The sequence below is a fragment of the Duganella sp. LjRoot269 genome (genome assembly GCF_964254095.1).
Taxonomy (GTDB): domain Bacteria; phylum Pseudomonadota; class Gammaproteobacteria; order Burkholderiales; family Burkholderiaceae_D; genus Rugamonas; species Rugamonas hordei.
Window position 1 is genome coordinate 1,049,332 of sequence record NZ_CAXUSL020000001.1, and the last position, 21,540, is coordinate 1,070,871.

Below are 21,540 nucleotides of genomic sequence, written 5' to 3' on the forward strand. Positions count from 1 at the left end.
GACTTTTGGACACGAGCTCTGCTGTAGCGGCCGCTACAGCAGAGCTCGTGTCCAAAAGTCGGATCTGCCCCCGGATCTGGACCTGACCCCCGCTGTTTTATGGCAAAGAATGATAGAACCTATGACAAGTGAGCCCGCGCCGGAGCCGGCGCTGGATCAGCAACAGCAGCAAGACAGCCTGCAGGCGCACTTCCAGCCGAATATTTCGGCCGACGAGATCGAGCAGGTCTACCACCTGAAACGCGCCCAGCCCCTGCTGCAGGTGTTCACGGCGCTGTTCCACGGCGGCTTCGACGGCGTCCTGGTGCGCCTGCTGGTGCTGCGCGAGCTGGCGGCGGACACCGCCTCGTCCACCTTTTCGCGCGCCGACATCAACACCCGCCTGGCCTACCTGCTGCCCGAGTCGCTGGAAACGGTGCTGATGCGCCTGCGCTCGAACCAGCTGCTGGCGTGGGACGCGCAGCAAGCCGTGTACCGCGTCACGCCGATGGCGCGCAACGTGCTGTCGGCCATCGACGGTCTGCTGACGCTGGGCAAAGAGGAAGACGAAGCCGACATGGGCTTCCTGCTGTCGCAGGTGGCCGGCGCCCAGGTCATGGGCGGCGTCACCGTCGACCAGCTGAACCACCTGCTGGGCCGCTTGGTCGACCTGACCGAGGAGTTCTCCGACGCCATCGCCTCCGGTTCCGAGTTCCGCCTGCGCGCGTCGCAGGCGAAGTGGCACATGGCCTGCGACTGGGTCGAGAAGGGCTCGGAGATTCTGCGCGCGATCACCTCCGATGAAAACGCCGACAGCGCCACCCACCGTGCCGCGCAGGCGATCGGCCGCGCGCAATCGGCGCTGCTCAACATGCAGGGCATGTTCTCGCGCGCGCTGAACCAGATCGAGCGCCAGCGCGTGCACCTGGGCCAGTCCGGCCTGTCGACCACCGACATCAAGCGCTGGCTGCTGCTGCACGAAGACCTGGCGTCGCTGGCCGAAGGCGCCATCGACCAGCCGGTGGTGCCGCTGTTCATCACGCCGGCCGAGATGATCGACGTGGCCGAGACCGAGCTGCTGTCCGACCGCGCGGTCTCCGCCGTCGCCGGCGGCCTGCCCACCGGCACCGACGCGCCGACCACCATCAGCGAAGGCCCGCAGATGCAGCAGGAGCTGGACGACTGGCTGGCCCGCCTGTCCGACTTCGCCGCGCTGGGCAACTTCCCCAGCATCGCCGAGGAGGCGCCGAAATCGATCCCGGTGCAGGATTCGCTGCTGCCGGCGACCTTCGCCGTGGCCTCGTACCGCGCCTCGCTGCTGCCGCTGCTGGGCGACGCCGACGAAGCGCGCCTGCAGGGCGCCACCGCCGAACTGGCGCGCCTGCCGGTGAAGTTCATGCCGAGCGACGAAATGGTCCAGCTGCCCGACCTGCACGTGGCAGCGATGTCGTTAGCCTCCCTCTCACTTATTCTGAATCCGGAAGGCGACAAGTCCGATGAATGACGATTCCCAAATCCTGATCGCGCGCCTGTTGACGCATCAAACCCTGCGCCGCGACGACAAGCTGGTCAAGCGCGTGCTGTCGGACGAATTGTTCCGCGCCGAGGTCGACGCGCGCCTGCTGGCCACCGGCCTCAAACTGCTCGACAACGTCTACGCCGACCATGTGACCCTGGCGTTGACGCGCGCCATCGAGCCGAAGATCTTCGGCGCGCGCGACGTCTGGCAAAACAATAACTTCGGCCTGTCGCGCGACGGCGTGGCCCTGCTGGTCGTGCTGTGGGCGCAGATCATCCTGCCCAAGCGGGAACGCCAGGAAACCCACCAGCACGCGTCGGACGACCAGAACGACATGTTCGGCGTCGAGAAGCCGCTGCCGCGCGCCGAGGACACGTCGATCGGCATCGCCTACAAGGCGCTGCTGGCCGACTTCGGCGACAAGCTGGGCAAGAAGACGCGGCTGGACATGAACCTCGGCATCCTGGCCAAGCTGGGCTTCATCGAGCGCCGCGGCGACATCATCGTCGAAGGCCCGCTGCTGGACCTGATGATGGATACCGACCAGCTGAAAGAGCGCATCATCAACGGCGCGCTGGCCGACGTGTTCAAGCGCTCGCCGGCGCAGATCATCCCGGTGCCGCGCAGCTCGCCGCCCATCGCCGCCAACGACGATGAAGCGACGGCATCCGCCGGCATCGAAGACAGCGAGAGCGACGCCATACCGGCGTTCGATCCGCCGGTCGACGCCATGCCCGACGTGGCCGACACCGGCACCGCCGCCGGCGGCCCCGAACATCCAGCCGAGGACTAAGCCATGTTTCACATCAAATCACTAGAACTGGTCCACTGGGATTACTGGCAGCGCATCAAGAACATCCCGCTGGACGCCAAGATCATCACCATCGCGGGCCAGAACGGCTCCGGCAAGACCACCTTGCTCGACGCGCTGCGCACGTTGTTCGGCCTCGATTGCTCGATGGGCCGCACCTACAAGCACTACGCACGCCACAGCGGCCAGCAGACCGCCTGGCTGCGCGCCGTGGTCGACAACAAGAACGTCGGCAAGCAGTTGTCGAACCGCCCGTTCCGCAGCTCCGGCTTCTTCAGCGACGACGAGGTCACGCTGTTCTGCCAGATCCAGAAGAACGGCGGCGACTGGAAGCGCCAGTACCTCATGCGCCCGGGGAACGTGCAGATCGAAGACATCGGCGATGCCGGCAACGACTGGCTCGGTGTCGAGAACTACCGCAAGCGCCTCGCCAACGCCGGCCTGTCGCCGGCGATGGCGAAAGTGCTGGCGCTCGAGCAGGGCGAGACCGACAAGCTGTGCGAATACGCGCCGCGCCAGTTGCTGGACCTGGTGTTCCAGGTCTTCGGCGACAAGGAGGTGCTGGATGCGTACGACGAGGCCAAGCGCCACCAGCGCGACACCGAAGTCGAACTGAAACGCTTTGAAACCGAACTGGAAGCTTCCAAGACCAACCTGGAAGGCTTGCGTCTGCGCGTGGCCAATTACCACCAGTGGGAAGACCTGAACAAGGAGCGCCGCAACCTGCAGGAGGAAGTGCTGCCGACGCTGGAGTACCACGAAGCGCGCGAGAAGCACGGCAACGTCAGCCGCCAGCTGCGCGACGCGCGCAAGCCGCTGATGCAGGCCGACCAGCAGCTGACCGACAAGCGCAACGCGCTGGCCGCGCAGGCGAAGGCGCTGACCGAGGCGCAGCAGCACGAAACGGTGCTGGAGCAGGAATCGACCGCGCTGCAAAGCCGTTTGAACCAGATCAACGGCAAGCTGAAGCCGTTGGACAGCCTGCTGGAACAGAAGGTGCGCCTGCAGAAGCTGGCCGCCGACTCCGGCGCCGACCTGGCCGAAGTGGCGCAGCAGCTGCAGGAAAAAGAAATCGAACTGGCCCGCCAGCGCCAGTCGCGCGACGCCATCGCTTCGAAGATCGCGGGCGAACTATCGACCATCGCCGCGCTGCAGGGCAAGACCGCGATGCCGGAACCGGAAGCGCAACGCGGCATGCGCCGCGCGCTGAACGACGCCGGCATCGGCCACGCCATGCTGTCCGATATCGTCGAAGTGACCGATGCGCGCTGGCAGGGCGCGATCGAAGGCGTCCTTGGCGGCTATGCCTCGGTGGTGCTGCTGGATAAATCGTCCGACGCTTCGGCCGCGTATCGCCTGGCGGAGAAGGAGCGCTATCGCCACTTCATCGTGCCGGACCTGGTGCACGCGCCTACGGTCAAGGACAACACGCTGATGTCGGTGGTGAAGTTCTCGGCCAAGGTGCCGTCCTGGCTGGTGGAGCAGCTGTCGCGCATCACCCGCGTGGACAACGTCGACGCCGGCGCAAAGCTCGGCAGCCACGACGAGTGGATCACGCCGGAAGCCTATCACCGCGAACGCCGCGGCGGCCGCTCGCTGTTCGTCGAAGCGTCGCGCTACCGCTTCGGTTCCGCCGGCCGCACGCAGCGTATGGAAGCGATCCAGAAGTCGCTGCCGGCGCTGGAGGCGCAGGAAGATGCGCTGACCTTGATCGTATCGAAGCTGGCCTCGGAGATCAGTTCGCTGAAGACGCGCCTGGCCGGCGTTGACGCGGCCAAGGAGCTGGCCGCGCGCCAGGAGGAATTCGACGAAACGGCACGCAACGCCGTGCCGTTGAAGGAAGAGCGCAACGAAGTCGGCACCCGCCTGGGCGAGCTGCAATCGCTGATCAAGAACGCCGTCGTCACGCGCACGCGCGCCGACACGACGTGGCAGAACGCGCGCTTCGCGCTGTCCGAATCGGAAGCCGGCCTGCGCCTGAACAACAAGCGCCAGATCGAGCAGCGTTCCGATCACGCGCGCGCCTTGCTGGCGCTGCGCAAGACCTGGCGCCACCTGCCGAAAAGCTGGCGCCGTCCGGACCGCCGCGCGCGCCTGGTCAGCGAGCACCAGAACTCGCACCAGGTGGTGCTGCGCATCCATGCGCTGGAAGCCAGCCTGGCGCGCAGCGACTGGGAACTGGACGCCACCGTCATCGACCAGTACCAGCGCCTGAACGAGCAGCTGCACGGCCGCCAGTCCGAGACCGAGGAGCGCCGCTACCAGAACAACCGCGCGATCGAGGCGACCGGCAATGCGCGCGGCGCCTACATCGAGCGGCTGCGCTACACCATCAAGACCTACTCCAAGAACATCAAGGAGCTGGGCGAGCTGGCCGGCATCGAGGTGCACTCGGATCCGGTGCGGCTGGAGAACGACGATACGCAGCTGTCGCAGGCTGGCCTGCACGTGCGCTTCAAGTTCGACGGCAAGGGCATCATCGGCATGAACGACGGCGAAGCGTCCGGCGGCCAGCAGGTGATGAAGTCGCTGGTGCTGCTGATTGGCCTGTTGAAGTCGGAAGACGGTTCCGGCGGCTTCGTGTTCATCGACGAACCGTTCGCCCACCTGGATATCCGCAACATCCAGCTGGTCGGCGAGTTCCTGAAGAACACCGACGCCCAGTACCTGATGACGACGCCGCTGACGCACAACACCGACGTCTACGATCCTTCGGAACTGACGCTCATCACGAGTAAAAAGAAGAAGGATACGGAGTGGGCGGCGCCTATCTTCGTGCTGCAGCGCCGGCCTGTCGAAGTGGCGAAAGTGGCTTAAGCCTGAGCGGACGGACCGTCGAGCAGCTGATCGAGCTGCTCGGCGAGCGAGGCGGCGGTGAAGTTGCCCTTGGCTTTCTGTACCGCTTCCAGGTAGGGCATACGCAGCTCGCGGAAATCCTCGACCGAGCTGGCCTTCTCCACCTTGAGCTGCAGCGTGAAGCCGCGCAGGCCTATCGTGCTCTTGATGGTCTTGTTGTAGAAATCATAAAGTGAACGGAATTGCTCTATATGCGCGGCGCTGGGAAGCTGCGGCCCGGGTGTGGTGGCAGGTGAGGGCACCGCCGCAGGAGCCTCCGGCTCCGCCGGCACTTCCGGCACCGGCGCCAGCGACGCGTAGCTGGTCGACAGCACGATGAATTCCCCGTCCAGCAGCTCGGTCATGGCGCTGGCGGTCAGTCCCAGCCCCGCCACGTTGCGCAGCAGTTCCTCTTCCGACCGATGGCCGTCGACCAACACCAGCAAGGTACGCAGGCGCGGCGCAAGCTGATACTTGCGCGTCGCGATCTCCTCCCTGCCTTTTGCGGTCTTATCGTATATGGACGTATTCATAACAGTGCAAATAATTGCCTTGCGGATACATTCAGCATACCACCAAATATCCCGCGCACAACACGATTACAGTAGCACTGTCGCTAAAAATGCGGCGCTTATTTGATGTCGAAGATGTCGATAGGGCGCGGCACCGGCTTGGTGGCACGGCGCCAGCGTATCAGCAGCACGCCGTAGCAGGCGTAGAAGCCGGCCAGCAGGCCAAACAGCACAGCCGTCAGCGGATTGCCGACGAAATCCGGGTCCATCGGCAGATGGTCGTGCATGTGCAGGTAAGCCTCGAACAGGCGGTAGATCAGGCGGCTGATGAACAGCATCGCCACCAGCAGGCCGAGACGGCGGTTCGGCGTGTAGAAGAAACCCTCCGGCGTGTTTTCCAGGCGCGTCAGCTGCATGTTGCGGTAGCCCAGCGCGGCGCCGACGACGCCGCCGACCACCAGTGCGGCAAAGGCATCCCACTTGCCCAGCAGCGTCGCTGCCAGCACCCCCAGCACCCCGGACATCACCACGGCGGCGAAGTAGTGGCGCCACAGTTCGGACCTGGTGCGGCCCATCAGCCGCTTCAGGCGCGTGTAGATGCGCCAGATGGCCAGCGGCACCAGCAGCAACAGGGTGATAGTAGTCATTTCCATAAGCGATTCCGTACAGCGTGATTTCAGGAACAGCGATTGTACGCCAGCGTTACAGATTGTCACCAGATAAGCGGCAGTGATTGACAATCAGGGATAGCATAAGCAAACTGAACCGCAGCAGCCCCGCTTCTGGACCGAAAGGAATTCCATGAACAAACCGTTACCGATGCTGCCCCTCAATCTCGGCCTGATGGCTGCCTCGCCGCAAGCCGGCGCACTGGAGGGCGGTTACCGGCTGCCTCCCGCCGCCTTGCTGGAAATCGTCGACGCGCCGCGCGCGCCGGCGCTGAGCCTCAGCCCCCAACGCAACCTCGCCGCCGTGGTGCAGACGCCGCCGCTGCCGGGCATCGCCGAAGTGGCGCAGCCGGAGCTGAAACTGGCCGGCCTGCGCATCAATCCGCGCACCTGTTCCTCTTCCCGTTTTTCATTCGGCACGGACCTGAGCCTGCTCGATATCGCCACGCAGAAGGAAAGCCGCATCCGCGGCCTGCCGCGCGCGCTGCGGCTGGCGGACCTGAGCTGGTCGCCCGACCAGCGCCACCTGGCGTTCTCGCACGTGGCGTACAAGGGCGAACGCGGCGCGGTGGAGTTGTGGCTGGTCGATATCGCGGCGCGCAAGGCCACGCGGCTGTCGTCGCAGCCCCTGTCGGCGGTGCTGACGCGCGGCTTCAACTGGCTGCCAGACGGCAGCGGGCTGCTGGTGCACTGGCGTCCGGCCGGCATCGGCAAGCCGCCGCAATCGGACGGCGTTCCGTTCGGCCCGATCCAGCAGGACAGCGAGCCCGGTGGCAGCATGCGACAGCTGCGCACCTATCAGGACCTGCTGAAGAACGAGGCCGACGCGCGCCTGTTCGAATACTACGTGACGGTGCAGATGGTGCTGCTGGACCTGCACGGCAAGGCGCGCCCGATCGGTGTGCCGGGCCAATACTCGCGCACCTCGATCGCGCCGGGCGGAGAGTACCTGCTCACGCAAAGCATCACGCGGCCGTATTCCTACATCGTGCCCGCGTCCAGTTTCGGCGAGCGTATCGATGTGCGCGATTTGAACGGACAGCTGCTGCACACGGTGGCGACGCTGCCGCTGGAGGAGGGCCTGCCGCCGGGGAACGACGCGGTGTCCGAAGGCGTGCGCCATGTGTCGTGGCGCGCCGACGCGCCGGCCACGCTGGTGTGGACCGAGGCGCAGGATGGCGGCGATCCCGCGCGTCCGGTGATCGACCATATCCGCGACCTGGTTTACATGCATGCGGCGCCGTTCCACGAACCGCCGCTGGTGCTGGCGCGGCTGACGATGCGCTACGCCGGCATCGCCTGGGGACGCAGCGATGTCGCGCTGATCAACGAGCGTTGGCACAAGACGCGCGACTACAAGCAGTGGATGATACAGCCCGATCACCTGTCGGCGCCGCCGGAGTTGATTTATGCCGGCTCGTACGAGGACCGCTACAGCAGCCCCGGTTCGCCGGTGATGCGGGCCGACGCCTGCGGCTTCCCGCGCCTGTTGATCGGTCCCGATACGACGGTGCTGCTGGACGGCGCCGGCGCCACGCCGGAAGGCGACCGGCCGTTCATCGACCGCCTGAGCCTGACCACCAGGCAGAAGGTGCGCCTGTTCCAGAGCGCCGCGCCGTATTTTGAAAACGTCGCGGCGGTGCTGAACGACGAGGGCACGTTGCTGCTGACGACGCGCGAATCGCCGACCGAGCGGCCGAACTATTATCTGCGCGACCTGAGCAAGCCGGAACACAAGCAGTTGACGGCGCTGACCAACTATCCGCATCCGACGCCGCAGCTGAAAGATGTCGGCAAGGAGCAGATCCGCTATCCGCGCAACGACGGCGTCGAACTGACGGCCACGCTGATGCTGCCGCCGGGGTATGACCCGGCGCGCGACGGTCCGCTGCCACTGCTGATGTGGGCCTATCCGCAGGAATTCAAATCGGCCGGCGCGGCCAGCCAGACCACCGGTTCGCCGTACCGTTTCAACGCGGTCAGCTACTGGGGGCCGGCGGCCTTTTTGGCGATGGGGTATGCGGTGCTGGACAACCCCTCGTTCCCGATCATCGGCAGCGGCGACGATGAACCCAACGATACCTATTTGTCGCAACTGGTGGCGGACGCGCAGGCGGCGGTGGACGAGGTGGTGCGGCGCGGCGTGGCCGATCGCCACCGCATCGCCATCGGCGGCCACTCGTACGGCGCTTTCATGACCGGCAACCTGCTGGCGCATACGCGCTTGTTCCGCGCCGGGATCGCGCGCAGCGGCGCCTACAACCGCACGCTGACGCCGTTCGGCTTCCAGTCCGAGGAGCGGCCGTTCTGGCAGGCACCGGAGGTGTACCAGGCGATGTCGCCGTTTAATAACGCCGACAAGATCAAGGATGCGATGCTGCTGATCCACGGCGCCGAGGACAGCAACTCCGGCACCTTCCCGCTGCAAAGCGAGCGCATGTTCCAGGCCATCAAAGGCCTGGGCGGCACCGCGCGGCTGGTGATGCTGCCGAACGAATCGCACGCCTACCGCGCGCGCGAATCGATCCTGCACATGCTGTACGAGACCAACGCGTGGCTGGACAAATACGTCCGCCACGCGAAGGCGACGTAGCAGCTGAAGGGTTTACTGCGTACGCTTGATGGTCAGCAGCGCCACCGGATTGTCCCAGCGCTGCGCCTGCGTCAGCGCCGATGTCGGCAATCCGTCATCCTTGCTGACCACGCCCGGATGCAGGTGCACCGTGTTGATCACGTCGTCCCGCGTCGCGTTGAAGCCTTCGCGCTTGCCGCCGGAGTTGGCCGTGGCCGGACCAGGCACGGTGTCTGCGCTCTCCGTGTTGCGTTCGGTGCCGGCGTCATAGCTCAGCAGCCGCACGGTGGTGGACGCGCCCACGTCGAGCGCCGCCAGCGACTGGCCGGCCAGGCCCGCAAAGCCGTCGTTGGTGTTGCCCAGCATGCTGGCCATCGACAGGCGCAGCGTCGGCAGGCTGGCCGCCGGCACCGTCAGCGTCACGGTCGCCTTGTTGTCTGCGCCCGGCACCAGCGGCCCGCCGGCGGCGACCGCCGCCGCATACACCGACTTGGAGTCGTTCGCCAACGCCGCCAGCGGCGCGGATTCGCCAGCTTCCGCCAGGTGCTCCAGCGCGACGCTGGCCGCTTCGCCGACATTGAAGACGCTGAAGCCGTCGTTATGCGCCACCGCCACCATCGGCGACAGCGGCTGTCCCGCCGTCAGGTTGACCAGCGTGACTTCATAGATGGCGGTGGTCGGTGCGACGACCACGGGCGGCGGCGGTTTGATGTCCGGTTCCGGCATCGAAGAGCCGCCGCTGCAGGCCGCCAGAAGCAGCGCCGCCGCCAGCGCCGCCAGCGGCGCGCGGAGTTGTGAAGAATGCGTCATGTCGCCCCCTTATTTCACGGTCAGCACAACGCGGGCCACTGGATTGAGCCAGCGGTAGACGGTGTTGTCCAGGGCGCTCGGGCCGCCCGGCACACTGCCGACGATGCCGCGGTGGATGTGCACGAAGCCTTCCTTGGTGGCGTTGGTAAAGCCGGTGGCGCCGGTGTTGATGTTGGCTGCCAGCTTGCCGCTTGCGTCGTTCAGGAAGGCCGGGAAGATCATGCCCGGCTGGTTGACGCCGCCCGCCGCCGCAGCCTTTTCGTCATTGGCTTCGGTGCCCGCGTCATAGGCGGAGACGTTGTAGGTATAGGTGCCCGGTGCCGTCGGGATGTCGATCGCGTTCAGGCTCATGAAGCCGTCGTTGGTCGGTACCAGCATGGCGAGGATGGTCAGCTGCGTGTTGGCGGTGCCGGCGCCGCCCTGGAACACGGCGCTGGTGACGCTGCCGCCGGGCTTCAGCGGACCGCCGTTCGGATTGATCACCTTGGCCGCGCCGCTCGGCAGCAGGGCCTGCACGCCGGTGGTGTCGCCTGCCTCGGCCACGCTCTGTATCTGCGCGCTGGCGGCCGTGCCTTCGGTGAATGCCTTGAAGCTGGCCGGATGGGCACTGACCAGCAAAGGCGTGAACCAGGTGCCGCGCGTCAGGTTGGTGACGCTGACGGTCAGGTCGGATGCAAACAGCGCGGGAGTGGCCAGCGCCAATGCGCTTGCCAGGGCAAGGCGCAGCGCCATGCCGGTAGATGGTTTGGTGGTCATATCGATCTCAGGTTGGGTTAAGAGGCAACCCCTCGCGCAAGGAATTGCAGCTTGGTCTGAGACCGATGACGAAACCTTACAACTGTTTTTTGCTTAATTTTGTAACGGCGTAGAATGGTTGACGAGCCACCTCCCGGAGTGTTGACCATGAATGCCACCTCTCACCGCGCCCCCGATCCCGTCCCTGCGGACGACCCGACGCCGCCGGCCGTTCCGCATCCCGTTCCGCAGGATGACCCGGTACCGGACCACAATCCGAGTTAGTCGAAAGCCCAGGTATAGAGCACGTCCAGCGCGTTGTTGGTGCCGGTCTGGAACTGCAGCGTGATGCGCGGGTTCAGCTTGTATTTGAGCTTGACCAGGCTGGTCGCCGTGCCCGCGCCCTGTTCGAAGCTCAGGTAGGCGCGCGACGACAGCCGCTTGCCGACCGTGACCACCGTCGTCTGCAAGCCGGTCGCGGCGCCGCCCGCCGTGGTGCCGGCCGCCTGGCCCACGCCCAGCTCGTCCACGCCCAGTGCGTTGGCCAGCTTGCCCTGGCCGCCGCCGAACAGCGCGCCCGCCGCGGCGCTGAGCAGCGCCATGTCGTTGCCGCCGGTGCTGTCGATGCCGTGGCCCAGCACCAGCCACGCCAGCTTGTCGCTGTCCGACACGGCCGGCGTCGACACCAGCTTGGCTACCGGCGCCAGCGCCGTGCCGCGCACTTCCACGCCGGCTTCCACATTGGTCTCGCTGATTGCTTCGCCTTCCGGACCGCGCCGCACGGCGAGGATGTTCAGGCCGGGATTGTCGTAGGCGCCGGAGAAGCTGATCACGCCGCGCTCGATCGCCAGCTTTTGTCCATACGCCGCATAGGTGCCGTTGACCACGCGGATGCTGCCGTTGACGCGCGGCGGACGGCGGTCGGCCACGCGGATGCGCAGCGTGCCGGCTAGTTGCGCGTCCAGCCCTTTGCCCTTGAGGTTGAAGTTGTCGCCGAGGTCCGCCTCCAGGTCGATGCTCAGCGGCTGCCCTTGCGCGGCCTTGACCGGCGCTGCGCCCTTGCCGACGATGACCACGTCGTCGCTGAGAGTGGGCGTGTTTTCGCCGGCCAGCTCGATGATGGCGCGGTCGGCGCGGAACTTTCCGTCCAGCTGGAAGCGCTTGGCGTCGCGCGTCAGCGTGCTTTGTCCGCTGAGGACCAGGATCCGGTCGGGGCGCGCCAGCACTTCCAGTTTGTCGGCGCTGAGTTTCAGGTTCATGGTCGCCTCGTTGCCGGCGTAGCGTATCCAGCCGTCGGCCTGGGCGTGACCTTCGGCGCCGTCGAAGGCCAGTTTTTGCAGCTGCAACTGGTCGCCGCTCAGGCGTGCCTGCAGCTGGCCGTTGCGCAGCTTGATGCCCTGGTCGACCCAGTTCACCACCAGCTTGTCGCCGGTGATGTCGCCGTTCAGTTGCGGCGCGCCGATGGTGCCGTTGCCGGTAACGGCCAGTTTCAGCGTACCGTCGATTTCCAGGCCGGGTTGGCCGGCCAGTGGCGCCAGCCAGGCCAGTGATCCCATGTTGGCGTTGCCGCTCAGTGTGATGGCGCTGCTCTCGTCCAGGCGTCCGTCGTGCAGCTGCGCGGTGCCGTCGATGCGGGCCTGGCCGGCGCGGGTGCCGTCGAGGTTCAGCTGCAGCCGCAGCGTGCCGTCGTTGACGTCGACGCGGCCGTCCAGCGTGCGCAGGCCGAGCGGCTGCGGCAGGTCGGCGCCGGTGATGGTCAGGTCGCCCTGCTCGCGGTAAACGTGCAGCATGCCGCCGAGGACGGGCGGCGTGGTCTTGCCGGCCGCCTGCAGGGTCAGGCCCCACTCGGCGCCGATGGTCATTGTGCTGCGGACGTTTTCGCGCCAGGCGTCGGAGAGCTGGGCCAGGTAGTTGACGGGCACGCCTGCGGCCAGGCCCTTGCTGCGCCAGGCGGGGCCGGTTTTCTCGAGATAGTCGATGCGGATGCTGCCGTCCGGGAGCTTGATGGTGGCGCCGCCCAGTGCGATCTGCTCCGGATGCAGCAGGCCGGCCACGCCGCTGCCGGCGGGGGCGCTCAGTTTCAGCGGCGCCGGCGCGGCCAGCGTCAGGGCGAAGCGGCCACGGTTTTGCAGCGTGTCGATGGTGCCGGTCCAGCTGTCGTTGGCCCAGCCGCCTTTGACGCGCATGACGGCGTCGAAGTCGGCGTTGCTGGCGCCAACTTGCAGCGTGTGGCCGCTGCGGGTACCGCTGGTTTGCAGGCGCGCCTTGTCGAGCGTCAGCGACGGCGAGACGTAGCGGGTGATTTCGATGTCGCTGACCAGCGGCACGTCGGCCATGACGTCGGCATTGGCTGTGCCGCGCGGCGCCGCGCCCCGGGCATTCGTGCCGCCTGCGGCCAGGGCAGGTGCGGCCGTGGTGGTGGTGGCCGGTGCCGCGATGGTGCTGCCCAGCGTGGCGCTGCCGCGTATCGTGCCGATCTGCTGCTGCCCCGGTGTACGCAGGTTGGTTCCGTCCAGCGTGAGCGCAAGCGCCGGCTTGGCGCTGGTGCCGGACAGCGTGCCGTTCGCGCGCAACACGCCGGCGAACTGCGGACCCAGCGCGGCCAGCTGCGGCGCGTTGAGCTTCCATTCCAGCTTGTCCAGCGCGCTGCCGAAGCTGCCCTTGGCTTGCAGGCTGTTGGACGCCAGCCGCAGATCGATATCGGCGTTGCTGATGCTGCCCTTGGCGGCGTTGAATTTCGCATAGCCCGACAACGGTGAGTTGGCGAAGGTGGACGGCTGCAGGCTCAGGTCGAGGCCAGCGCGCCAGTCGGCGGCCAGGCTGGCGTTCGCGGCAAAGGTGGCGTTGACGGCTCCTGCCTGCGCCGTGCCGAATGCCGCTGGATTCAGGCGCTGTATGGTGCCATTTATTTTCAACTCGGGTGTTTTCTTCGGGCCGGCCAGCGCGACGTCGCCCGCCGCATGGATCAGGCTATCGGCCGCAGGGTGTTTGGCGGAAGCCAGCGCCAAGCCCTTGGCGTCCGCTTCGAAGTTGGCGCGAGGCGCCGCCATCGTGCCGGCGATGGTGCCGCTGGCGCTGACGGCGCCCTGCAGATCGCTCATCGCGGCCGACAACTGGCGGGCGTCGACTTTCCAGCGCAGCTGTTCGCCAGCGGCGCCGAAGCTGCCGCTGATGTCGGCGGTGTTTTGCGCCAGCGCCAGATGCGCGTCGACGCCGCTGAGGTGCTGTGCGTCGGCATTCAGTTTGCCGTTGCCGGACAGCGCCTGGCCGAACAGTTTGCTGGTCTTTAATTCGAAGTTCGCCGCCACCTGCCATGCCGGGGCGATGTGGCCGCTGGCGTTGATGTCGGCATTCAGGTCGGCGATTGGAAGGCCGGGGCTCAGCGCGGATGGATCGAAGTGGTCCGCGCGCAGTTTGGCGCTGAATTCCTGCTTGTCTTTCAGGCTGGCCTGGCCGGTGGCGGTGATGCTGCCTTTCTTCGCCAGCAGGCGTACCTGATGCAATTGCAGCAGCGCGTCGGCCAGCGTCGCCTGCACGTCGAGGCGCAGGCCGTCCTGGGCCAGGTTGGCGATCAGGCTTTGTTTGGTGGGCGTGCTGGCGAGGACGATGTCGCCGGCGACGCTGGTTTTGTTGATGCCGCTGTGGATGTTCTTCAGGTCAAGGCGGTCGGTGTGCAGCTTGAATTGCGCCGCGTCGATGCCGGCCTCAGGGCCGCTGCGCTGCACGTTGCCGCCGCCGGTGAAGCGGCCCGCCGGGCCGAGGTCCAGCAGCACGTTTTCCAGCACGGAGGCGGTCAGCGTGCCGGCCAGCTTGCCGCTGAAGGTTTGCAGCGGCAGGCCGTGCTGGTCGATGGGCGCGGCCTTGTCCTGGTTCAGCAGGGCGAACTGGCCGGAGAGCTTCTGGTCGGGCGCGATCGCGGCACTGAGCTTGAGGCTGAACTTCGCCTGCGGCCAGCCGGTGTTGAAGCCGGCCGGATCGAGGTCGCGGCCGGTGAGGTCGATGGCGCGCAGGATGATGGGATCGAACGGCGCCAGCGCCAGCGTGCCGCCGCCGCTTGCCGCGCCGGCCGAACCCTGCGCCTTCAGGGTCAGCAGCGCCAGGTTGCCGCCGGCCTCCAGCGTCAGCTGCGCAGCCCCCACCCCGGGGTCAGTGCCGACATTAGCACAAGGGGCGGGGTCAGTTCCGGCATTCTGACACGAGCTCGTGTCAGAATGCCGGAACTGACCCCGCCCCTTGAGGGCAAACGGCTTGTCGGCGCCGATGGTGAGGTCGGCGGTCGCGATGCCGAACGCGGTGGAGGCGCTGGCGTCCTGCAGGTGCCAGCCGCTCTTGTCGCCGGACAGCTTGAAGCGCAGGCGCTCGATCACGTTGCTGCCGGTCGCGCCGGTCAGCATCAGCTTGTCGAGCCGCGCGTCGGAGACGTTGAGGCGCAACGGCGCGGCCAGCGATTCGGGCATCTTGGCCGGCTCGGAGGGGCCGAGGCTTTGCACCGTCAGCGCCGCGACGTGCAGTTCGCTGATCGCCAGGCCTTCGGAAAAATACTGCAGCGGCGACCAGTTGATGTCGATGTTGTCGGCCGTGACGACGCTGTCCTTGCTGCGATATACCAGCCGGCCGATATGCATGCGGTGGTACAGCGAGCCACTGACGCCGCTCACCGACACCTGCCCGCCGCTGGCGTTGGCGATGCGCTGCACCAGCTGCTGCAGGGTCGATTCGCGGCCCAGCAGCCAGAAGGCGCCGGCCAGCAGCGCCACCAGCACGGCCAGCGAAATCAGCACGCGGCGCGGCCAGCGGCGGCGCGGCGCGGCGGTGGCTTCGGCTGCCGGCTTGTCGTTATTGTCAGCCATCAGAAGGTAAATCCAAGTGAGAAGTGCAAGCGATATTTTTTCACCGCGTGGCCGTAGGCGACGTCCACGTTGATCGGTCCCACGGGACTCTTCCAGCGCCCGCCGACGCCGTAGCCCGACTTCGGATGCAGCGCGCTGAACGTGTCGCCCGCGTTGCCGGCGTCGTAGAACACCGCGGCGCCGTATGACGGCTTGAACCAGTACTGGAACTCGGCGCTGGCGGTGGCCAAATAGCGTCCGCCGGTGATGGCGTCGCCTTCGTGCACGCCCAACTCCTGGTAGGCGTAGCCGCGCACCGACTGGTCGCCGCCGGCGCGGAACAGGTACACCGCCGGCACGCCGTTCTTGTCGCGCGAGGCCAGCGCGCCGAGTTCGCCGCGCAGTATCAGGTTGGTGCTCACGCCCAGCGGCCGGTACCACACGGCGCGCGCGTAGCCGCGCACGAACGCTTCGTCGGTCAGGATGGGCAGCAGCGCGCCGCCCAGCTGCGCGTTGAGCGCGTAGCCCTTGGTCGGGAACAGCAGGTTGTCCAGCTTGCGCCAGGTGACGCCGTACGTCAGCGGCAAGCTCTTGCTGGTGGTCGAAGGGAGGCCGTCGACGGTCTTGGTTTCGGTCAGCAGCTCCAGCGTCAGGCTGCGTTCGAGCAGCGGCGTGCCCCAGGCGCGCTTGCCCGCCACGCTGGCCACGCTGGTCACCTCGCCGGAAATGTCGCTGCGCTCGAACGACGCGCCGACGCTGTCGTTGTAGTCGTCCGCCGTGGTGGGGAAGTAGAAGTCGCTGCGCGCCGTCTGCTTCTTGGTCTCCAGCGTCAGCGCGCTTTTCATGCGCAGTCCGAACACCGACAGGTCGTCATAGGTCAGCGATGCGCGGTTGCCGGTGTTGGTGCTGAAACCCAGGCCTGCGCTGACGTTCTTGCGTTTGTTCTCGGTCACGCGCACCAGCAGCGGCAGGGGCGCCATCGCCGATCCGGCGTTTTGCGCCGGCGTGGCGCCGGCCGCATCGAGCTGCTCGTTGAGGATCGCGCTGGTGTCGGCGCTCACTTCGACGCTGCTGAAGTAGCCGGTGTCCTGCAGGCGCGACTGGTAGGACTGCAGCGCCGCTTCGCTGTAGTAGTCGCCGGGATGGATTTGATTCAGGTTGCTGACGATGGCCGGCGGGTAGCGCTTCAAGCCTTCGATGCGCAATTCGCCGAAGCGCAGCTCCGGGCCGCTGTCGAGCACCACGCGCAGCGCCGCCAGATGGTTTTCCGGATCGACCGTCGCCAGGCTTTCGGTCAGCTGCGCGCGCGGGTAGCGCGTCTGCACCACCTGGCGCAGCAGGCCGCGCTTGGCCTGTTCCCAGTCGACCTGGCGGAACACCATGCCTTTTTTCAGCGTCCATCCGGCCTTCAGCGCCTGGGTGTCGAACTGCTTGTCGGCGGCCAGCCCGGGCACCGGCGCAAAGCCCTGCAGCACCAGGTCGATCTCGCCGACCCGGACCGGCTCGCCCGGCTGCACGCTGATTTGCACGGTGGGGGTGTCGTTCTCACCCTTGCGCTCCAGCCGCGCGCTCACCACCGGCGAGTAGTAGCCGTCGGTGGACACCAGCGTCTTGACCTGCTCCGGCGCCACCCGCACCAGCCGTTGCAGCTGTTCGCGGTCCATGCGCGCGTTGCCGCGAAAGCGCACCAGGTCGAGATTCTGCTCCAGCAGTTCGCGCAGCGGGCCGGGGGCGTCGATGCGGACGTCGTACTTCAGCTCCTCGGCCGCCACGGGCAGAGTCAGGCCGGCCAGGGCTACCGCCGCAACGAGGCCGCCGGATACTTTTGCCACAACTTGTGCCAAAATTCGTGATCCTGCCAATATATTTGCTGGCGATGCCGGTAACATGAGACTCCATCAGGGTGTACGCTAGCTGTCATGTTACCGGAATGCTTCAAAAGATGGCGTACTTATAACGTTGCAAGAAAGAAGAGTAATGCTGCCTACCGATTCCGCTCTGGTCCTGTTTAGCGGTGGACAAGATTCCACCACCTGCCTGGCCTGGGCACTGAAGCACTACGCCCGTGTCGAAACCATCGGCTTCGACTACGGCCAGCGCCACGCCGTCGAGCTCACCGTGCGTCCGACCGTCATCGAGCGCCTGCGCGCGCACTCGCCCGAGTGGAACGCCAGGCTGGGCGATGACCACATGATCGACCTGTCCCTGATCTCGAAAATCTCGCAGACGGCGATGACCCACGACATCGCCATCGAAACCCAGGCCAACGGCCTGCCGAACACCTTCGTCCCCGGCCGCAACCTGCTGTTCATGACGGTGGCCGCCACCGTGGCCTACCGGCGCGGCCTGACGGTGCTGGTCGGCGGCATGTGCGAGACCGATTTCTCCGGCTATCCGGACTGCCGCGACGACACCATGAAGGCGCTGCAGGTGGCGCTCAACCTGGGCATGGACACGCGCATGAAGCTGGAAACGCCGCTGATGTGGCGCGACAAAAAACAGACCTGGGAACTGGCGCAGGAACTGGGCGGCCAGGCGCTGGTCGACCTGATCCGCGACGGCACCCACACCTGCTACCTGGGCGAGCGCGGCGCGCTGCACGACTGGGGCTACGGCTGCGGCACCTGCCCGGCCTGCGCCCTGCGCGCGCGCGGCTACCGCCAGTTCGCGGGCACCGAGGTGTAGATGGCTCCCGCCGCCCAGGCACGGCTGCGCCGGCTGCTGCAGGAAATGCTCACGCCGGGCGTCCTGCCGGTGCTGGTGCTGGCCGGCTGCCTGAGCGCGACCGGCATGCTGTGGCAGGGCGCGCAGCAGGACGCCGAGCAGGATGCGCAGGCCGACTTCGACAGCCGCACGCGCGAACTGGTCAACAACCTCGACCAGCGCCTGCAAACCTATCTGCAGGTGCTGTACGGCGTGCAGGGGCTGTTCGCCAGTTCCAGCGAGGTCGAGCGCGAGGAGTTCCCCACCTACCTGGCCGGGCAGGAGCTGAACCAGCATTTCCCCGGCATCCACGGTATCGGCTACATGGCGCTGGTGCCGCAGGCGCGCCGCGCCGCGCACGAGCAGAAAATCCGGCTCGGCGGCTATCCCGATTACCGCGTGCAACCCGAGGGCATCCGCGAGTGGTACGCGCCCATCGTCTACCTCGAACCGTTCGACGAGAACAACCGGCGCGCCTTCGGTTTCGACCCGGCCTCGGAGCCGGTGCGCCGCGCCGCGCTGGAGCAGGCGCGCGATTCCGGCCGGCCCGCCGTCAGCGGCAGGATACGGCTGGTGCAGGAGACGGCCGAGCCGGCGCAGGCGGGCTTCCTGATGGTGCTGCCGCTGTACCGCCACCGGCAGCAAACCGGCACGCTGGCCGAGCGCCGCGCCGCCATCGACGGCTGGGTTTATGCGCCGTTCCGTGTCGGCGACCTGATGGCCGGACTGGGCGGACCGCGCGCCGCCGCGCTGCACGTGGAAATCTTCGACGGGGCTGGCACCGCGCCGCAGGCGCTGATGTACGACAGTCATCCGGGCGGCGCGGCCGGCCGGCGCAGCAGCCGGCAGCAGTTCAGCATTGCCGGCCACCGCTGGACGCTGCGGGCGACGGCCGTGCCGGGCGCGGTGGCGGTGCGCGACAAGGCGCTGCAGATCACCGCGGCCGGTGTGTCGCTCAGCCTGCTGCTGGCCGGCCTGACCTGGCTGCTGGCACGCGGCCGCGTGCGGGCCCGCAGCGCGCTGGCCCGCGCCGAGGTGCTGGCCGGCGAACTGCGGGAGGGCCAGGCCACCTTGCTGGTGCTGGCCGACGGCGCCCAGCGCAGCCAGGCGATGCTGCGCAGCATACTGGACTCGACCATCGACGGCATCCTGGTGGACAACCTGAAGGGCTCGGTGCTGAACGCCAACCGGCGCTTTCGCGAATTGTGGAACCTGCCCGAGCACCTGGACTGGCAAAGCGACGGCGCCGTGCTGATGGAGCACATGGCGCGGCAGATGCTGCACCCGGGCCAGGGCCTGCCGCTGGACACGCCGCAGCACACCTTGCCGGGGCTGCAGCGCGGCACGCCGCTGGAGTCCCGGCACGAGTTGCTGCAGCTGAAGGACGGCCGCGTCATCGAGCAGCACACGCGCGGCCTGCAGCTGGGCAGTGAGCCGGCGCGCATCTGGTCGTTCCGCGACATCACCGAGCGCACCCAGGCCGAGCAGCGCGAGCAGACCCGGCGCCACGTGCTCGAGCTGCTGGCCACCGGCGCGCCGCTGCAAACCATCCTCGAGAGCGTGGTGCTGGGCGTCGAGGCGGACAACGAGGAAATGTTGTGCAGCATCCTGTTGCTCGACGAGACCGGCGAGCGGCTGCTGGTCGGCGCGGCGCCCAGCCTGCCGGCCTTCTTCAACGCCGCCGTGCACGGACGTTCTATCCGCGACGGCAAGGGCGCCTGCGGCGAGGCGGTGCTGACCCGCAGCCGCGTGGTCATCGAAGACATCCGCGCCGCGCCCAGCTGGATCGAGTACCGCGACCTGGCGCTGCAGGCGCGGCTGGGGTCGTGCTGGTCCGATCCCATCTTCAGCGCCAACGGCAGCGTGCTGGGCACGTTCGCCATCTACCACCGCGACGCCCGCGTGCCCAGCCTGGCCAATATCGCGCTGATCGAGCAGGCGGCGCGGCTGGCCGGCATCGCCATCGAGCAGGCCCAGGCGGCCGTCGCGCTGCGCGCCGGCGAGGCCCGCTTCCGCAGCCTGTACGACCACGCGCCGGTGGCGCTGTGGGAGCAGGACTGGTCGGCCGTGCGGGCGGCGCTGGCGGAGCTGACCTTGTCCGGCGTGGACGACATCGGCCGCTACCTGCAGGCCAACGTCAGCCAGCTGCGGCAGCTGGCCGCGCTGGTGCGCATCCTCGACGTCAACGCCGCCGCGCTGCAGCAGGTCGGCGCGGCGCCGGGGCGCAAGGATATCTCGCAGCTGAGCCTGGCACAGAATTTCGACGCCAGCGCCATGCCCAGCTTTGCCATGGCGCTGGCCGCGCTGGCCCAGGGCCAGCATTTCTTCGCCTGCGAGGGCAGCTTCGAGCGGCTCGACGGCGTGGCCCGCCTCAACCAGCTGACCCTGCTGGTGATGCCGGGCCATACGCACAGCCTGGATTTCGTCATCGTCTCGACCCTGGACATCACCGAGCGGCGGCGCATGGACGACGAGCTGCGGGTGCTGGCCACCACCGACTTCCTCACCGGCCTGCCGAACCGGCGCGAGTTCATGCGGCGGCTGGCCGACGAGCAGGACCGGCTGCGGCGCGACATCGGCGGCTGCGCGGCGGTGCTGCTGCTCGACGTCGACCATTTCAAGCGCATCAACGACGAGCACGGCCATGCGGCCGGCGACGCCGTGCTGCGCCAGCTGGCCGAACTGATGCGCGAAGGCCAGCGCAAGATCGACATGCCGGGCCGCATCGGCGGCGAGGAATTCGCGATTTTATTGCCGGGCACGGGATTGGACGATGCTGCGGTGTATGCCGAGCGGCTGCGCCAGCGCGTGGCCGCGACGCCGATGCGGCTCGACGGCGACGCCGGGCGGACGGTGACCGTCACTGTCAGCATCGGCATCGCGGTGGTGGCGGGGAAGGATGCGAGCGGCGACGCGGCGCTGGTGCGGGCCGACCAGGCCCTGTACTGCGCCAAGCATGGCGGCCGCAACCGGGTGGAACTGATGGAGCAAGAGGCGGATCGGCCGGGAGTTCAGGTCCCGGCCGCTTCCGATTGAAACGGTGGTGCTATGCGTGATGCCGGTTCAGACGGCGTGTTCCATCATGGCGCGCTGGCGTTGTTTGCGGGAGCGGCCGGCGAAGATCCAGTAGATGCCGACCGGGATCAGCAGCGGCAGCATCAGTGGCGACATTGCCGCCAGCAGCACCACGGCGCCCAGCACCAGGGCGCTGACCATCAGGATGCCGAGGCCGGCAAACAGCACGCCGACAAACACCGCCGCGCAGGTGACGGCCACCGCCGCGATCAGCACGCCGCCGCCGGCGAACACGATGCCGAGCAGGGCGCCCAGCGGGCCGTCGATCTCGTCGCCGTCGATGTTGACGTGCATGCCGTCACCCAGGATGGACTGCCAGGCGGCCACGGCCAGCAGGAGGATAAAGGCTGCGAAAACCAGTTTTTTTGCTTTGCTGTTCATGGCTGACCTCGTCGGTGGTTTATTCGTTTTTTGTTCGTTTGCCGTTTGGCATGGTTGAACTGTACCGGGGCGCCCCGGCGCCAGCCAGCGGATTGCGACAGACCGGCAAAT

At 67.3% G+C, this 21,540-nt stretch carries 13 protein-coding genes; 6 read left to right on the forward strand and 7 right to left on the reverse strand.

Annotated features, from left to right (window positions below; all coding sequences use genetic code 11):
• Positions 1-109: 109 nt before the first annotated feature.
• The 3 genes from ACSQ3S_RS04605 to ACSQ3S_RS04615 are packed head-to-tail and all read left to right on the forward strand — an operon-like array spanning position 110 to position 5,126.
• Complete coding sequence (locus ACSQ3S_RS04605; protein ID WP_176655378.1) at positions 110-1,483, forward strand: hypothetical protein; 1,374 nt, start codon at positions 110-112, stop codon at positions 1,481-1,483.
• A complete protein-coding gene (locus ACSQ3S_RS04610) occupies positions 1,476-2,291 on the forward strand; it encodes a hypothetical protein (RefSeq protein ID WP_436141686.1) in 816 nt (271 codons plus the stop codon). Before ACSQ3S_RS04605 ends, ACSQ3S_RS04610 begins: the two co-directional genes overlap by 8 nt.
• Positions 2,292-2,294: 3 nt before the next feature.
• A complete protein-coding gene (locus tag ACSQ3S_RS04615) occupies positions 2,295-5,126 on the forward strand; it encodes an ATP-binding protein (RefSeq protein WP_436141687.1) in 2,832 nt (943 codons plus the stop codon).
• Here ACSQ3S_RS04615 and ACSQ3S_RS04620 read toward each other — a convergent pair.
• Both ACSQ3S_RS04620 and ACSQ3S_RS04625 read right to left on the reverse strand, forming a co-directional pair.
• Positions 5,123-5,677: a hypothetical protein gene (locus tag ACSQ3S_RS04620; RefSeq protein ID WP_436141688.1), complete on the reverse strand. Its 555-nt coding sequence runs from the start codon at positions 5,675-5,677 to the stop codon at positions 5,123-5,125. The two genes, ACSQ3S_RS04615 and ACSQ3S_RS04620, sit on opposite strands and share 4 nt — an antisense overlap.
• Positions 5,678-5,775: 98 nt before the next feature.
• Entirely contained in the window at positions 5,776-6,309 is a 534-nt protein-coding gene (locus ACSQ3S_RS04625) for a hypothetical protein (protein ID WP_176655381.1), read from the reverse strand.
• Between the two features lie 148 nt (positions 6,310-6,457).
• Here ACSQ3S_RS04625 and ACSQ3S_RS04630 point away from each other — a divergent pair, with 148 nt between their 5' ends.
• Positions 6,458-8,917 (forward strand): S9 family peptidase, encoded by a 2,460-nt coding sequence (locus ACSQ3S_RS04630; protein WP_436141689.1) that lies wholly within the window; start codon positions 6,458-6,460, stop codon positions 8,915-8,917.
• Between the two features lie 12 nt (positions 8,918-8,929).
• Here the strand turns inward: ACSQ3S_RS04630 and ACSQ3S_RS04635 are convergent, their stop codons facing one another.
• The 4 genes from ACSQ3S_RS04635 to ACSQ3S_RS04650 all read right to left on the reverse strand — a co-directional run bounded on the left by ACSQ3S_RS04635 (position 8,930) and on the right by ACSQ3S_RS04650 (position 17,159).
• The gene (locus ACSQ3S_RS04635; protein WP_436141690.1) at positions 8,930-9,706 is read right to left on the reverse strand and encodes a spondin domain-containing protein; all 777 of its coding nucleotides are present in this window, start codon (positions 9,704-9,706) and stop codon (positions 8,930-8,932) included.
• Between the two features lie 9 nt (positions 9,707-9,715).
• Entirely contained in the window at positions 9,716-10,462 is a 747-nt protein-coding gene (locus ACSQ3S_RS04640) for a spondin domain-containing protein (protein ID WP_218088001.1), read from the reverse strand.
• Between the two features lie 260 nt (positions 10,463-10,722).
• Positions 10,723-15,291, reverse strand: a complete 4,569-nt coding sequence (locus tag ACSQ3S_RS04645; protein ID WP_436141691.1) for a translocation/assembly module TamB domain-containing protein — start codon at positions 15,289-15,291, stop codon at positions 10,723-10,725.
• Positions 15,291-17,159 carry an autotransporter assembly complex protein TamA gene (locus tag ACSQ3S_RS04650; RefSeq protein WP_436141692.1) on the reverse strand — a complete coding sequence of 623 codons (1,869 nt, stop codon included), beginning with the start codon at positions 17,157-17,159 and terminating at the stop codon, positions 15,291-15,293. Before ACSQ3S_RS04650 ends, ACSQ3S_RS04645 begins: the two co-directional genes overlap by 1 nt.
• Positions 17,160-17,247: 88 nt before the next feature.
• Here ACSQ3S_RS04650 and queC point away from each other — a divergent pair, with 88 nt between their 5' ends.
• A complete protein-coding gene (queC, locus tag ACSQ3S_RS04655) occupies positions 17,248-17,955 on the forward strand; it encodes a 7-cyano-7-deazaguanine synthase QueC (RefSeq protein WP_436141693.1) in 708 nt (235 codons plus the stop codon).
• Complete coding sequence (locus ACSQ3S_RS04660) at positions 17,956-21,009, forward strand: CHASE domain-containing protein (RefSeq protein ID WP_436141694.1); 3,054 nt, start codon at positions 17,956-17,958, stop codon at positions 21,007-21,009.
• Between the two features lie 27 nt (positions 21,010-21,036).
• Here ACSQ3S_RS04660 and ACSQ3S_RS04665 read toward each other — a convergent pair whose 3' ends face one another.
• Positions 21,037-21,429, reverse strand: coding sequence for a hypothetical protein (locus ACSQ3S_RS04665; RefSeq protein WP_176655388.1), 393 nt, complete (start codon positions 21,427-21,429; stop codon positions 21,037-21,039).
• Positions 21,430-21,540: the final 111 nt, after the last annotated feature.

What these genes read in the sequence shown, in the direction of transcription:
- ACSQ3S_RS04615 (WP_436141687.1), top strand. Translation starts at nt 2,295, where the DNA reads ATGTTTCACATCAAATCACTAGAACTGGTCCACTGGGATTACTGGCAG.
- ACSQ3S_RS04620 (WP_436141688.1), bottom strand. Translation starts at nt 5,677, where the DNA reads ATGAATACGTCCATATACGATAAGACCGCAAAAGGCAGGGAGGAGATC.
- ACSQ3S_RS04665 (WP_176655388.1), bottom strand. Translation starts at nt 21,429, where the DNA reads ATGAACAGCAAAGCAAAAAAACTGGTTTTCGCAGCCTTTATCCTCCTG.
- ACSQ3S_RS04650 (WP_436141692.1), bottom strand. Translation starts at nt 17,159, where the DNA reads ATGTTACCGGCATCGCCAGCAAATATATTGGCAGGATCACGAATTTTG.
- ACSQ3S_RS04610 (WP_436141686.1), top strand. Translation starts at nt 1,476, where the DNA reads ATGAATGACGATTCCCAAATCCTGATCGCGCGCCTGTTGACGCATCAA.
- ACSQ3S_RS04630 (WP_436141689.1), top strand. Translation starts at nt 6,458, where the DNA reads ATGAACAAACCGTTACCGATGCTGCCCCTCAATCTCGGCCTGATGGCT.
- queC (WP_436141693.1), top strand. Translation starts at nt 17,248, where the DNA reads ATGCTGCCTACCGATTCCGCTCTGGTCCTGTTTAGCGGTGGACAAGAT.
- ACSQ3S_RS04605 (WP_176655378.1), top strand. Translation starts at nt 110, where the DNA reads ATGATAGAACCTATGACAAGTGAGCCCGCGCCGGAGCCGGCGCTGGAT.
- ACSQ3S_RS04635 (WP_436141690.1), bottom strand. Translation starts at nt 9,706, where the DNA reads ATGACGCATTCTTCACAACTCCGCGCGCCGCTGGCGGCGCTGGCGGCG.
- ACSQ3S_RS04660 (WP_436141694.1), top strand. Translation starts at nt 17,956, where the DNA reads ATGGCTCCCGCCGCCCAGGCACGGCTGCGCCGGCTGCTGCAGGAAATG.
- ACSQ3S_RS04625 (WP_176655381.1), bottom strand. Translation starts at nt 6,309, where the DNA reads ATGGAAATGACTACTATCACCCTGTTGCTGCTGGTGCCGCTGGCCATC.
- ACSQ3S_RS04640 (WP_218088001.1), bottom strand. Translation starts at nt 10,462, where the DNA reads ATGACCACCAAACCATCTACCGGCATGGCGCTGCGCCTTGCCCTGGCA.
- ACSQ3S_RS04645 (WP_436141691.1), bottom strand. Translation starts at nt 15,291, where the DNA reads ATGGCTGACAATAACGACAAGCCGGCAGCCGAAGCCACCGCCGCGCCG.